This window comes from Moraxella sp. HMSC061H09, from assembly GCF_001809255.1.
GTDB classification, from domain to species: Bacteria; Pseudomonadota; Gammaproteobacteria; order Pseudomonadales; family Moraxellaceae; genus Moraxella; species Moraxella catarrhalis.
In genome coordinates, this window is the sequence record NZ_KV796849.1 from 159,818 (window position 1) to 174,225 (window position 14,408).

The 14,408-nt window shown below is 40.7% G+C and carries 11 protein-coding genes and 1 pseudogene; 1 reads left to right on the forward strand and 11 read right to left on the reverse strand.

The genetic code is table 11. From position 1 onward, the window contains the following. Positions 1 to 78 precede the first annotated feature (78 nt). From HMPREF2573_RS04900 to HMPREF2573_RS04910, 3 genes are read right to left on the reverse strand one after another with little or no spacing between them, the layout of a single operon-like run. Positions 79 to 597: a TPM domain-containing protein gene (locus tag HMPREF2573_RS04900; protein ID WP_003659245.1), complete on the reverse strand. Its 519-nt coding sequence runs from the start codon at positions 595 to 597 to the stop codon at positions 79 to 81. Beyond that, positions 597 to 1,679 carry a TPM domain-containing protein gene (locus HMPREF2573_RS04905; protein ID WP_070472770.1) on the reverse strand — a complete coding sequence of 361 codons (1,083 nt, stop codon included), beginning with the start codon at positions 1,677 to 1,679 and terminating at the stop codon, positions 597 to 599. The genes HMPREF2573_RS04900 and HMPREF2573_RS04905 overlap by 1 nt, the downstream gene beginning before the upstream one ends. Positions 1,680 to 1,701: 22 nt before the next feature. Then, complete coding sequence (locus tag HMPREF2573_RS04910) at positions 1,702 to 2,325, reverse strand: LemA family protein (RefSeq protein WP_003659240.1); 624 nt, start codon at positions 2,323 to 2,325, stop codon at positions 1,702 to 1,704. Positions 2,326 to 2,746: 421 nt separating this feature from the next. Here HMPREF2573_RS04910 and HMPREF2573_RS04915 point away from each other — a divergent pair, with 421 nt between their 5' ends. Then, the gene (locus tag HMPREF2573_RS04915) at positions 2,747 to 4,252 is read left to right on the forward strand and encodes an alanine/glycine:cation symporter family protein (RefSeq protein ID WP_003659239.1); all 1,506 of its coding nucleotides are present in this window, start codon (positions 2,747 to 2,749) and stop codon (positions 4,250 to 4,252) included. 210 nt (positions 4,253 to 4,462) lie between these two features. Here the strand turns inward: HMPREF2573_RS04915 and HMPREF2573_RS04920 are convergent. The 8 genes and pseudogenes from HMPREF2573_RS04920 to lpxA form a co-directional block, all read right to left on the reverse strand. Continuing rightward, positions 4,463 to 5,971, reverse strand: a pseudogene (locus tag HMPREF2573_RS04920) (aldehyde dehydrogenase family protein). A 279-nt stretch (positions 5,972 to 6,250) separates the two neighbouring features. Then, a complete protein-coding gene (dsbD, locus tag HMPREF2573_RS04930) occupies positions 6,251 to 8,212 on the reverse strand; it encodes a protein-disulfide reductase DsbD (protein WP_003663264.1) in 1,962 nt (653 codons plus the stop codon). Positions 8,213 to 8,400: 188 nt separating this feature from the next. Continuing rightward, positions 8,401 to 8,529 carry a cytochrome bd-I oxidase subunit CydX gene (gene cydX / locus HMPREF2573_RS04935; RefSeq protein WP_003659228.1) on the reverse strand — a complete coding sequence of 43 codons (129 nt, stop codon included), beginning with the start codon at positions 8,527 to 8,529 and terminating at the stop codon, positions 8,401 to 8,403. An 80-nt stretch (positions 8,530 to 8,609) separates the two neighbouring features. After that, positions 8,610 to 9,758: a cytochrome d ubiquinol oxidase subunit II gene (gene cydB / locus HMPREF2573_RS04940; RefSeq protein ID WP_003659227.1), complete on the reverse strand. Its 1,149-nt coding sequence runs from the start codon at positions 9,756 to 9,758 to the stop codon at positions 8,610 to 8,612. A 2-nt stretch (positions 9,759 to 9,760) separates the two neighbouring features. After that, positions 9,761 to 11,365: a cytochrome ubiquinol oxidase subunit I gene (locus tag HMPREF2573_RS04945; RefSeq protein WP_003659226.1), complete on the reverse strand. Its 1,605-nt coding sequence runs from the start codon at positions 11,363 to 11,365 to the stop codon at positions 9,761 to 9,763. 240 nt (positions 11,366 to 11,605) lie between these two features. Further along, complete coding sequence (locus HMPREF2573_RS09060) at positions 11,606 to 11,734, reverse strand: methionine/alanine import family NSS transporter small subunit (protein ID WP_003659225.1); 129 nt, start codon at positions 11,732 to 11,734, stop codon at positions 11,606 to 11,608. 15 nt (positions 11,735 to 11,749) lie between these two features. Beyond that, complete coding sequence (locus HMPREF2573_RS04950; RefSeq protein WP_003659224.1) at positions 11,750 to 13,237, reverse strand: sodium-dependent transporter; 1,488 nt, start codon at positions 13,235 to 13,237, stop codon at positions 11,750 to 11,752. A 379-nt stretch (positions 13,238 to 13,616) separates the two neighbouring features. Continuing rightward, a complete protein-coding gene (lpxA, locus tag HMPREF2573_RS04955; RefSeq protein WP_003667777.1) occupies positions 13,617 to 14,390 on the reverse strand; it encodes an acyl-ACP--UDP-N-acetylglucosamine O-acyltransferase in 774 nt (257 codons plus the stop codon). Positions 14,391 to 14,408 lie beyond the last annotated feature (18 nt).

Below are 14,408 nucleotides of genomic sequence, written 5' to 3' on the forward strand. Positions count from 1 at the left end.
CTATCAAATAGATTTACTGTTATTTCCATTGATGGTTAAAAATGAATAACCAATGACATATTTTAAACCAATGCTAACCTACCTAAGATAAGTGACTTGATTGGACAGCTCATTACCCATCTCATCACTACTTGGATAATGCAGTTTTAATAATTTACCAAGCTGAGTGATGAGCGTTGTCAAACCTATTTGCATCTTGCCTTGGCGAAATTGAGCTACCGCATCATCACACATATTTTGCCAATCATCCATATGTGCCTTTTGATCAATACCACGATCAGCAATAATCTCAAGATTATGCTCACACAAATTGACATACACAAGCACGCCAGAATTATGCTCTGTATCCCAAACCTTGTGCGTTGCAAACAAATATAAGGCACGCTCACGACAATCTTGGCTATAGGCATTGGTAATAGGCAAGTGATTTTCAATAATCAGGTAAATCTCCCCACGATGACCCAGCTCCGCCTGTGTAATCGCTTGTGTCAATGTGGTCTTGACAGTTTTAGTCAGCCAGCGATTATGCAGTGAGGGAATATAAACCATCTGACGAAACAGCCGAGCCAAACTTTTGGTTGATTGAATTGTCTGCATTACCAAGAACCTCCTGCACCGCCACCACCGAAGCTGCCGCCACCGCCACTAAAACCACCGCCACCAAAGCCACCGCTACCAAAACCACCACTTCGCCCACCGCTGCCAAAGCCGCCGCTACCACCTGTGATCGGTAAGACACCACGAGCCAATAAAAATATCCATAATATGACTGCAGCGATTATTGCCACAAAAAATCCAGCACCGCTCATCAGTGCCACAATAACAAATCCACCTGCACCAAGGGTTGCACCCAAAAATCTACCAAGGATTGCCCCCAAAAAAGAACCTGCAATCAATGCAATGATAAATAAGCCAATGATATCTATATCCACAGAATCATCAGCCTGAGCATCAGCACGAGCCAAACTTTCAGGGTCAGCTCTTAGGCGTTCATCAATGCGCGCAATCCCTGCTGATAGCCCTTGAGCATAATTGCCTGATTTAAAAGCAGGTGTGATATCATCACGAATAATGCGATTTAATGCCGCATCAGGCAACACGCCCTCAAGCCCATAACCTGTTAGGATATACATCTTTCGGTCATTCACCGCAACAGTAATTAATAAACCATCATCTGTATCTGCTTGGCCTAACTGCCATCGCTCAGCAACAGCAAGTGCATAATCAAAAATATCAATACCATCAGTACTTGGCACAATCACCAAAGCAGCTTGAGCCAAATTATCTTGATAAATCTTTTGGAGCTGTTCGGTTAAGTGTAGATATTCTGATGGTGTCAATATTTTAGCAACATCAACCACAGGTGTATTTAAAATCAGCTTGTCATGGCTGATACTTTGTGCGTGAGATGTTGGTATATTGATGGGGGTTGATTGAGGTTTGGTATCTGCTTGATTGGCGGGATTAATAGCCTGCTCAAATTCACGCACAGATTCTGCCAGTGGTGAATTTGGATTACTTTGGGACGCACGATTAGCACTGATAATCCGTGCTGTCAAATCATCTTCAGATACAGACTCAGAAGCCCAAGCGGTCTCACCAAAAATTAATAAAATTGGTAGTAAAATCGCCATCACCCATCGCTGTATCGCTTGAGTATGAGCGTGCATTTTTTGCATTACCTTAACCACACAAAGTCAATTACTGTGCAGTGCCAGTATTGGTGTTATTGCCAAAATTAACCGTGGGTGCCACTGAGATCGCCGCTTCATTTTCAACACTAAAATTAGGCTTAGGCTTCATACCAAATACCATCGCCGTCAAATTGGTTGGAAATTGGCGTACAGTTGTATTATAGGTACGGACATCTTCAATGTAGTGATTGCGTGCAACTGTGATGCGATTTTCGGTACCCTCAAGCTGTACTTGTAAGTCTTGGAATAATGCATCTGCCTTAAGCTCAGGATAGCGTTCTGATACCATCATCAAGCGAGACAGTGCTGAGGTCATCTGACCTTGAGCGTCTTGATATTGCTGCATGGCTTGGGGGTCGTTCAATGCTTCAGGCGTCAGCTGCACACTACCCACACGGGCCCGAGCTTCAGCAACTTCGCTAAATACGGCCTGCTCATGATTAGCATAACGCTCAACAACCTGTACCAAATTGGGTACCAAATCAGCTCTGCGTTGGTATTGGTTAACCACTTCAGACCAAGCGGCAGCTGTTTGCTCATCTTGGGCTTGCAGTGCGTTATAACCGCAACCCGACAAACTTAATGTCAAGGCAAGTATTACACTGATGAACAGATGTTTTTTCATAATCATTTTAAGAATCCCATTTTTTATATTGCTATGATTATACAGTCATTTTTTTTAATCATAAAGATGCTTGTAAATTTAATGTCTAAAATTTAGCATCTTTTGAGTAGATATGGGTAAAATGCTCTGTTAACAACACCTTAAATGCATAAAAAAATTTATACATTAACCATAAAATCATGTGTTTGATGAAATTTTTTATAAAAAAGTATAATTTTTACTGGCTTTTCTCAAAATTTTATGGCAAATTGCAATTATCTAAGACAATATGTTTCATGTCATTGGTAAAATATGGCATTTTTGTATCTCTTAGGTAAATGGATTGGCTATCTATTAACCAACATCCTAGATTGTGATGGATTGATAGCATAATTGTGGTCTAATCTCCCAATGGTAAAATGCTTGGGATAAATAAAGGAATATGCTTATGAAAAGCATGATTGATACCCTAAATGGGATTATTTGGAGCCCTGCACTGATTTACCTGTGCTTGGCAGCTGGGCTATTTTATTCTATCTTGACTCGCTTTGTGCAACTGCGTCATTTTAAAGAAATGATCCGCCTGCTTTTTTCTGGCAATCAATCACCTGAAGGCATCAGCTCATTTCAAGCGCTGACCGTCTCTTTATCTGGCCGAGTTGGCATGGGTAATATTGCAGGTGTTGCCGCTGCGATTGGTTTTGGTGGCCCTGGGGCTGTATTTTGGATGTGGGTGGTTGCCTTTTTGGGTGCTGCTACTGCATATACCGAATCTACCTTAGCTCAGATTTATAAAGAAAACGACCGTGGTCAGTACCGTGGTGGTCCTGCTTACTACTTTGAAAAGTTCTTTGGTGGTAGGTTTGGTAAATTTTATGGTATTTTAGTCGCCATTTCATTCATCATCTCTTGTGGATTATTCTTACCAGGCGTTCAGTCAAATGGTGTTGTTAAAGCCATCACGGGCATCACAGGTGAAGGCACTATGGTAAATACTGCATTTGGTGCGGTTGGTACAAATACCCTGGTGGTAACCTTGGTCATGGTTCTTATTTTAGGCTTAATCATTTTTGGTGGTATTAAGCGTATCGCTCGTGTGGCTGAATTTGTTGTGCCTTTAATGGCATTGGGCTATATTTTGATGGCCGTGCTGATTGTTTTATTTAATATCAACCAACTGCCTAATATCATCAGTCTAATCGTTGGTGATGCCTTTACAGCACAAGCAGGCTTGGGGGCTGCGATTGGCTGGGGTGTGAAACGAGGTGTGTATTCCAACGAAGCAGGTCAAGGTACGGGACCGCACCATGCTGGTGCAGCAGAGGTAGAACACCCTGCACAACAAGGCATGGTACAAGCTTTTTCGGTCTATGTTGATACCCTATTTGTTTGTTCAGCGACTGCCTTTATGATTTTAATGACTGGCATGTACAACATTCAAGGCACACTGCCAGAAGGTCAGTTCTTGGTTCAAAATGTTGATGCAGCCACCATCATCAGCGGACCTGCATTTACACAGATGGCTGTTTCTAGCATTTTTGGTAGTTTTGGTAATACCTTTGTGGCAGTTGCGGTATTTTTCTTCTCATTTACCACCATTATGGCTTATTATTATATTGCTGAAGTTAATGTGGCATATTTGACACGCTCAATTAAAACAACAGGGGCTTTATTTTTCATCAAACTGGTGCTTATCTTTGCGGTTGCTTATGGGGCAATCAATAACTCAGGTTATATTTGGAATATGGGTGATGTTGGTGTCGGTTTAACCGCATGGCTTAATATTGTCGGTATTTTGGCAATCTTCTTTATGGCTAAGCCTGCTATTTTGGCACTCAAAGACTATGAAGCTCAACAAAAAGCTGGCGTAACTAAGTTTACTTTTGACCCCATCAAACTGGGTATCAAAAATGCCACTTTCTGGGAAGAACGCAATAAAAAAGAACAAAACTAATTTTCATCTACCAAACAAAAGTCCCATGATAGCGATATCATGGGACTTTTTTATGATTTTGGTTATTGTTTGATCAATGCCCGATGACTTTTATTGTATTACCATGCAATGGATTTAATTAAGTTTTAATGAATTAGCTTTAAGTTTTAAGCAAAATTTGACCCACCCATTGGTAGGTCAAATTCATTGCACCAAACTCGTCTAAACTCATTAAAACAGACCCATCGCCTTGGGTGAACAGCTTACCAATAGATTTTTGGTAAGCTGATAATGCTCAAGCATCATCTTATGGTTTTCACGCCCAATGCCTGATTTTTTATAGCCACCGAAAGCTGCGTGTGCTGGATAAATATGATAGCAATTTGTCCATACTCGACCCGCTTGAATCGCTCGACCCGCTCGATAAGCCGTTGAGCCATCTCGTGTCCACACACCAGCACCCAGACCATACATGGTATCATTAGCAATTTTTATCGCTTCATCAAAATCTTTAAAGGTCGTCACTGCCAACACAGGGCCAAAAATTTCATCTCGGAAAATTTCCATGCTGTTTTCGCCCTTAAAGACAGTTGGTTCAATATAATAGCCACCATCGACATCATATCGTACCTCACCGCCTGTCAGCATTTTAGCACCTTCAGACTTACCCTTATCAATATAGCCCAAAATCTTATCTTGTTGCTCTTGGGAAGCCTGTGCCCCAACCATCGTCTCGGTATAAAGTGGATGTCCTGTTTTGATTTTCTTAACACGCTCGACCGCTTTTTTCAAAAATTCTTCAGCGATACTTTCATGAACCAAAGCGCGTGATGGGCAAGTACATACCTCACCTTGATTTAAAGCAAACATGGTAAACCCTTCTAGTGCTTTATCCAAGAATTCATCATCTTTATCCATGACATCAGCAAAAAAGACATTAGGTGATTTACCACCAAGCTCAAGTGTTGCAGGAATGATATTTTCGGTGGCGTATTCCATAATTTTTTGACCCACTTCGGTAGACCCTGTAAAGGCAACTTTACCAATGCGTGGATTGGTTGCCAGCAGTTCTCCCACATCAGGTCCATAGCCATTCACCACATTTAAAATACCTGCAGGTAACAAGTCTTCAATCAATTCAATTAAGACCAAAATACTCACTGGTGTTTGTTCGGCGGGTTTTAATACAATGCAATTACCAGCTGCTAAAGCAGGTGCAATTTTCCATGCCGCCATTAAAATTGGAAAATTCCATGGAATGATTTGCCCAACCACACCAATTGGTTCATGGTAATGATAAGCGACGGTATCTTCATCAATCTGTGAAATACCGCCCTCTTGGGCACGGATACATCCTGCAAAATATCTAAAATGATCAATCGCCAATGGAATATCTGCCGCCAATGTCTCACGAATTGGCTTACCATTTTCCCAAGTTTCTGCCACTGCTAATAATTCTAAATTTTCCTCCAAGCGATTGGCAATTTTTAAAAGCAAGTTGGATCGTTCGCTCGGCGTGGATTTATTCCATGTTTGTTTGGCTTTATCTGCTGCATCCAATGCCAGTTCAACATCTTTTTGTTGGACTTAGCGACTTTTGCAAAGACTTTACCATCAACAGGTGAAATATCCTCAAAATACTCGCCATCTACAGGTGCAACCCACTTGCCCCCAATAAATTTCGTATTTTTCTTTGAATGAAACTTTACTGTCTTTGGTATTTGGATTGGCATAACGCATAAAAACAACTCCTTTGTTATCATGACTAAGGTTTCATTTAACTGTATCAATCAGTCAGTGTTAATGGTCAAACAAGACCGATGCTAAGGTGATTGGGTGAACAAATCATCACTTAGTTACTCCATCATGCCTGAATTTTGGGCAAGAAGCAAGTATTTTAAGATTAATCAGCCAATCCGCCCAAAGAGTCATAAATGCTGTCATTTTAATGGTTGTAATAACCATAAAAAGCTCAACGAATTGAGCTTTTTATGGTTAAAATAGATAATAATCGATCACTTAAGGCATTAACGCTTGCTTGAGTGTTTCAGGTTTTGTTTCACCCAATAAAACACGCTCAAGCTTACCTTGATGATAAATCAGTAAAGCAGGCGGTCCAAATAATTGATAACGCGATAAAATCGCACGGCTATCATCAGTTGTTTCTGTAATATCAAGCTTCACCACCTGATAATCATTCATCACAGCTGGGCGGTCAGTAAATAAAGTACGCTCCATAATACGGCATTCAATACACCAATCTGCCGTTACATCAACAAGCACTTTATCGTGGGTGACAAGAACGCTATCAAGTTCTGTGAGTGTTTTGGCATGAATATCTTGGTAAGCTGACAAACTTTGGCTTTGGGCGTGCCACGGACGCCAAGCATCATTAGCACCGATGGTTATGCCATAGGCTAAAATAGCCGCCCAAATCATAGGTATGATAGCCAATAACTTAAATAGTGGCTGATGGCGACCAACTGACAAGTACAACCAAGCAGCAACCGCAATAAACCAAAGCATCCACAGACCAAGCATCCAAGTATTTAAAATCACACGCTCAATCAATAATAACGAAACCCCAAACAGTAAAAATCCGCCTAATGTACGAATATGCTGCATCCATGCACCTGATTTTGGCATCCACTTACCTTGGGCGGTACCTAATAAAACCAAAGGTGCCGATATCCCCATTCCTAATGCAAATAAAGCGGCAAACCCAAAAAAGACATTTCCACTTGCAGCAACAACGGTCAACGCACCCGCCATCGGAGCAGAAACACAAGGTGACACCACCAAAGCAGATAATAAACCTGATAAGTAGCTACCACCCATGGTGCCTAGTCGATTGTCTGCTGCTTGAGACTTTAAGGATAACTGATTGGAAATGGCACTTGGTAGGCGAATATTAATCCAACCCAACATAAATATAGCAAAAATTGCGAATAAAAGTGCGGCACCTATCAAGACCTCAGCACGCTGCAACCAAGTTGCAATGCCAAGTGCTTGACCAAACCAAGCAATCAACGCCCCAAGCAATCCATAAGCACTAGCAACGCCCACGCCATAAGCCAAAGATAACGCAAAACCTCGTTTGGCATCAGATTTGGCATGTTGTCTGGCAACAATATTAGCGACAATCGGAATCATCGGATAAACACAAGGCGTAAAAGCAAGCAGTATGCCCGCCAAAAACAATAGCCCAATCGTTAAAATTGGTGATATGCGTTCATCACTGATTGTGGGCAGCGTATGATCAAGCGCAAATCGGTTTTTTTGTACCGCATTTATCTGTACATCTTGATTGGTATCAGCCTCACCATTTTCATCGACAGGTGGCGTTTGTGTTTGGGCCAAGGATTGCTCATCAGGTTTAACAAAATCTTGAACAACTGCCTCATCTTGAGTGATGGCAGATGCTGCTGTTTGAGACGAGGCATCCTGATTGTGAGGGGCTATTTGAGTGGTGGCGCTATCATGTTTGGTCGCAGTTTGGCTGGCAGATGCAACTTGCCCATCATGAGCATTTAGGCTGATTTGAACGGTCGTCGTTTCAGGTGGATAACAAAGCCCAGCTTTTGCACAGCCCTGCCAACGAATCTGAACAGGCTGTTTTTGAATACCAGTTTGGCTTGATAGCTTAATTTTTGCTGTGACATTTTCTTCAAATACAGGCGTAATACCAAAATTGGGATCATCAATCATGGTAGGTGTTTTATCAAATTTCCACGACCCTGAACTCACTCCTTCAGGCAGTGTCAATGATAAGCGTTCTTGATACACATAATGCTTCGGTGTAACAACAAAATTCACTACAAGTTCATCACCTACTTGAGATGATGAAACCTTAAACGCTTCATGAACAGGCAAAAACTTTGGCTGGCTGGTATCCCCAAATAGCGATGCCAAACCATTGGCAGACGCTGGTAAGGCTACGCCAACTGATACCACACCGACAATGGATACGCCCAAAGCCATAGAATAAATCCAATTTTTTAGTACTGACATATGACACCTAAAATAACGAAAGTTGAAGATGATTTATTAAGGTTGGTTTGATCAAATTGAGCAAATTATAGCATGCTTATCTTGCTTAATTTTTGCTAACCTGCCATCAAATCCAAAATTATGCCAATTTAGTTTATCTTTGACTGATGATGTTAATGTTATTTTTGGTCGTCGTCTGGATGATTAAAACCATCTCGGCGACTGTCTTCAAATTCAACCCAAACTGCACTGACAACGGCGAGAAGCACCGCAAAACCCAGTCCTAAAATCCAAGCAAAATACCACATAACCTACCTTTTTTATATCATATGAAATCTAATAGTTCAATGATGGCTAAATACATCAATTGCCTTTATGGTCATACAGCTTAATATAGCGTTTTTTCATTTTCTTTAATATAGGCTTTAGTAACCTTACCACGCATCACCGCATAAGCCCAACTGGTATAAGTCAATACCAAAGGCAATAAAATAACAACAACAAAAAGCATGACAAGCAAAGTAAAATGGCTTGAGGTTGCATCCCAAACTGTCAAGCTTGAGCGTGGGTCGGTAGAAGATGGCATATAAAATGGAAATAATGCTGCCCCTGTGGTCGCAATGATGCCCAAAACTGCTAAGCTTGAGGCAATAAAAGCCAGCAAAGTGCGTTCTATTTTTAATAAGATAATCACCATCACTGGCATCAAAACCCCCAAAGCGGGTAATAGCCACAGCCAAGGATAATCATAAAAATTGGTCAACCAAGCACCTGATTGGATTTGAACTTGTTTTGATAAAGGATCAATAACCGCACCGCCATCAATATCACCAACTAATAAATAGCCATCTAGTGATTGCACCCAAAAGCCTGCTATGGCAAATAACAATGAGGTAGCCAATGCTGCAACATTGGTTGCTGTTTTTGCATAAGATTGGATGCTTTCGGTAGTTCGGTGTGCCAAATATACACCACCTTGCATCGTCAGCATTGCCACACTCACCACGCCACACAAAAGTGCAAAAGGTGTTAAAAGTTCAATAAACGACCCTGAATAAGTTGATACTAAATTTTGGTCAAAATGAAATGGTGAACCAAGCAATAAGTTTCCAAAAGTGACGCCAAAAATTAAGGCGGGTACTGCAGAACCAATAAACAATAGCCAATCCCAAGTATGACGCCAACGATCATTTTTTATCATACTGCGATATTTAAAACCCACAGGGCGAAAAAATAATGCCCACAATGCAGCGATCAAAGCCCAGTAATAGCCACTAAATGCTGTCGCATAAACCAAAGGCAGTGCTGCAAAAATTGCACCCCCTGCAGTCACAAACCAAACCTGATTACCCTCCCAATGAGGTGCCACCGTATTAATAATAATGCGACGCTCGATATCACTACGACCGACAAACGGTAGCAGTGTACAAACGCCAATATCATGCCCATCCATGATGGCAAAACCAATGAGTAGTATACCCACAATCAGCCACCAAACCAGCTTTAATAGCTGATAATCAAATAAGTCATATAACATGATTACACCCCCTGTTCATCAGATGGGCAAATCAAATGTACTTGGGTCTTTTCACCATCATATCTACCCGTACCAAGACTGGCAGGACCAAGGCGTACATACTTGACCATCAAAAATACTTCAACAATCCCCAGTATTGTATAAAAAAGTACAAACCCAGCCAAAGATAATATCACATGCCCAGCATCAATGTTTGAAACAGATAAATGCGTGGGTAAAATGCCATATACCGTCCATGGCTGACGACCATATTCTGCGACAAACCACCCTGCTTCTATGGCAATCCAAGGTGCAGGAATCATAATCATGGCAAATTTAAGCAGCCAAGGTTTATGGATAAAGCTGCCTTTTAGACTAAAAAATAAACACAGCCCATACAAGATAAGCATTAATACGCCCATACCCACCATCAGGCGAAATGACCAAAACATTGGGGTTACCCTTGGTATGCTATCATCAACCGCTTTTGAAAGCATCTGTGGCGTAATCTTAGCCATATCATCTGTATATTTTTTTAACAGTAGCCCAAAACCCAGATCTTTTTTATGTTCTTCAAAAATATCAATCAGTGCTTGCGGATTTTTTATACCATTTAGCTTATTTTGACGCATCAAATCAAGCGCACTAACAGCAGTCACACCATTGATGATACGGTCAGCATTGAGTTTTTTAATATCTTGAATACCCAAAATCTCAGTATCTATTGACCGAGTTCCAATCACGCCCATGACATAAGGGATATGCAAAGACCAGTTATTTTTTTGTTCTGCTTCATTGATATCTGCAATGAGATTAAAGCCTGCTGGTGCTGGCTCTGTTTCCCACATTGCCTCCATGGTTGCAAGTTTGGTTTGTTGAGCTTGCCCAATTGAGTAGCCAGATTCATCACCCAAAACAATGGCGCTGCATATTGCCGCAAAACCAAATGCAGCGGCGACATGAAAGCTTCTTTTTGCAAGAGCAACATCACGCCCTTTGAGCAAATACCATGCTGAAATACCAAGAACAAATGACGCACCCGTCACATAGCCTGCTGATACGGTATGTACAAATTTATTTTGGGCATCAGGGTTTAAGAAAATTTCAGCAAAACTGACCATCTCCATGCGCATGGTGTCATAATTAAATTCAGCACCGACAGGGTTTTGCATCCAACCATTTGCCACCAAAATCCACAATGCCGATAAGCTGGTACCCAAAGCCATCAATAAGGTGGTTGTAAAATGTTGTAACCGTGACATTTTATCCCAGCCAAAGAAAAATAGCCCAACCATGGTAGATTCAAGAAAAAATGCCATCAACCCTTCAATAGCCAGTGGCGCACCAAATACATCGCCCACATAATGTGAGTAATATGCCCAGTTGGTACCAAATTGAAATTCCATTGTGATGCCTGTGGTAACCCCAAGCACAAAGTTAATTCCAAATAATTTGCCCCAAAAACGAGTCATATCTTTCCAGATTTGTTTACCTGTGATTAAATAAACAGCCTCCATGATGACCAAAAGCCAAGTCATCCCAAGTGTTAATGGCACAAATAAAAAATGAAATAATGCTGTTGTTGCAAACTGTAGGCGTGATATATCAACCAAATGCTCGGTAATCATACCAAAGTCCCCTAAATATAATAAAAGCTGTCATTCTCCCAAAAAACAGCTTTATATTTTGATGACATCAATCAACATAGCCCATCCATGGGCGTTATCAGTGTGAAACTTGAATTATTATAGCCAATATTCCCAATAAATACCATGTATAACTAAACGCTAAGCCATTTTTAAAAACAAACAATCAAATAAAAACACACCAAATCAGCGACTTGGTGTGTTTGTTAGATTCATACAGAATCAATGATGAGATGGTACTTTGTCCATATCAATATCAGGGTGTTTGCTAAGATGTAGTGCAGAGATGATCAAACCACCCCAAATTGCCACCATGGCAATTATCATCACTGTCAACGCTAAAGTTCCCATTATAAAAACTCCTTATTATTTTTCATGAGATGAATGGCCGTTGATTCGTGGTAATATCAGTGCCAAAATTGCACAGATAATAATCACTCCCCAGCCAAAGATGAGCTGTACATTAGCTGGATAACCGCCATAACCTTCGGTTAATAAGGATTTAAGCGTCAAGCCCAAAGTAACAATCAAAGCAATCGGCGTTACAATCGTCAGCATGAATGACCAAATCGCACCCACTTTCACACTTGAGATGGCATTGATATGATTAATCAATCCACGCAGTTTATTGCGATTAAACCAAGTTACCCAAATGATAGATAAAATCGCACCAAAAACAATACCAATATTATTCACAAAATTATCAATCACATCCACAAATGTAATGGCATTTTGAGAGCCAAATAATGCAATCGAAATGATGGCTGAACCTAAACCTATCACAGTAACTGATTGATTTTTTGACCAGCCAAATTTATCCTGAACGGCTGAAATGGGCACTTGTAGGATTGACACCATTGAAGTTACGCCAGCAATAAATAAAGAACCAAAAAATAAAATACCTACCAAGTTGCCAGCATCGCCCATGGTTGAGATGATTTTTGGAAATGCGATGAAAGCCAAACCAATACCACCTGAAACCACTTCAGAAACTGGTACGCCTGATGCCTGCGCCATAAATCCCAAAACAGAGAAAATGCCAATACCTGCCAAAAGCTCAAACGATGAGTTGGCAAAACCAACCACCAAACCAGACCCCGTTAGATTGGCATTGCGTTTTAGATAAGATGCGTAAGTCACCATGATACCAAAACCAATTGACATCGAGAAAAACACATGCCCATAAGCAGCCAACCAAACCTTAGGGTCTGCCATTTTTTCCCAATTAGGCGCAAAAAAGGTATCCAAACCTACCGTTGCACCTGGTAGCGTTACCGCACGAGCAACCAATACGCCAAACATCACTATTAATAAAGGAATGAAAATTTTATTTGATAGCTCAACACCCTTTTTGATACCACCATATAAAATCAATAATACCATCACCCAAACAACCACCAAACCAATCAATAGCTGAGATGAATAAGCCATGGTTAATTCACTGGCATTTTGTAGATAGGTATTAAAGAAAAACCCTTCGGTATCCTCACCCCATTGCTGACCCACTGCAAATAGCGTGTAGTTACCAGCCCAGCTTAGAACAGACGCATAATAAATACCGATAATGGTACAAACTGCTACTTGCCACCAGCCAATACCTTCCGCTGATTTGATAAAGCGGCGGTAAGCTGTCGGCGGCGCACCTTTATATTTTTGACCCATAACATAGTCTAAAAACAACAAAGGAAATCCTGCTGTTGCCAAAGCAATCAAATAGGGTAAAAAAAATGCACCGCCACCATTTTCATAAGAAACATAGGGAAAACGCCAAATATTCCCCAAACCAACAGCCGATCCGATGGCTGCCAAAATAAAGCCAGAGCGTGCTGACCAACTTTCTCGTTGCGCCGACATATAAGCTCTCCTTAAAATTTATCTCCGCTTTTGATGAGTTGTCATCATCGATTGCAAATGATTTTTCTAATTTTATAACAGTGATTCCATAAAATCTGAACGCATAAAGCTCATCAATCCAAATCACCACACCTTTTTTATTGTTGTGTTTTATTCCTATCAATTAAGATAAGCCGATGGTATCAAACCATCTTTGAATCAAAAACCACGACCATAGTTTGTATGAACTTAATAAAAAAGTCAAACAAATCTGATAATCAATATTAAAAAACCTGCAACAAGTCGTTACAGGTTTGACACATACAGTCAATGATTTAAATAAATTAACATCATCTAAATCGTTAATAAAAAAATCAATAAATATTCGTCTTTTTTTGATTTATCGAACCAAACCACGCTTACTGTTGTTGATTGAATCAATGAGTAATTGAATTTTTGGTTCTTTTTCAACCAGTTTTGTCAGTTCATCTAACGCTTCATCACGCAATAACCCTGAACGAAATACCAACCGATACGCTTCATCAAGTGCTTTAATGGTATCTTTCGACCACCCTTTTCGACGCATACCCTCTTTATTTAGACCATGTGCTTTGGCAGGATTACCAGATGCCATAACATACGCCGCAACATCTTTGACAATCAAGCTTGCACCACCTACCATACTATAATCATCGATACGACAAAACTGATGCACACCAGACTGACCACCAATAATCACATGATTACCAATATGTGCATGGCCAGCAACGCCCACATTATTCGCCAAAACATTGTCATCACCCACAACGCAATCATGAGCGATATGCACATTAACCATCAGCAGATTTTGATTACCGATGCGTGTGATACCACGATCTTGAACCGTACCTCGGTGAATGGTACAAGCTTCACGAATGCGATTATAATTTCCAATTTCAAGGTAAGTCGGCTCGCCTGCGTATTTTAGATCTTGTGGATTTTCGCCAATACTTGCAAATTGATAAATCTCATTATGCACACCAATTTTGGTGTTTTCACCAATGATAACATGACTGCGTAATACCGTATGTGCACCAATTTGGCTATTTTTACCAACGATACAATAAGGACCGATGACCGCCGAATCCGCTATCGTCGCAGATTTATCAATAATCGCTGTGGGGTGAATCGTCATGGTTACCTCTTAAAATTT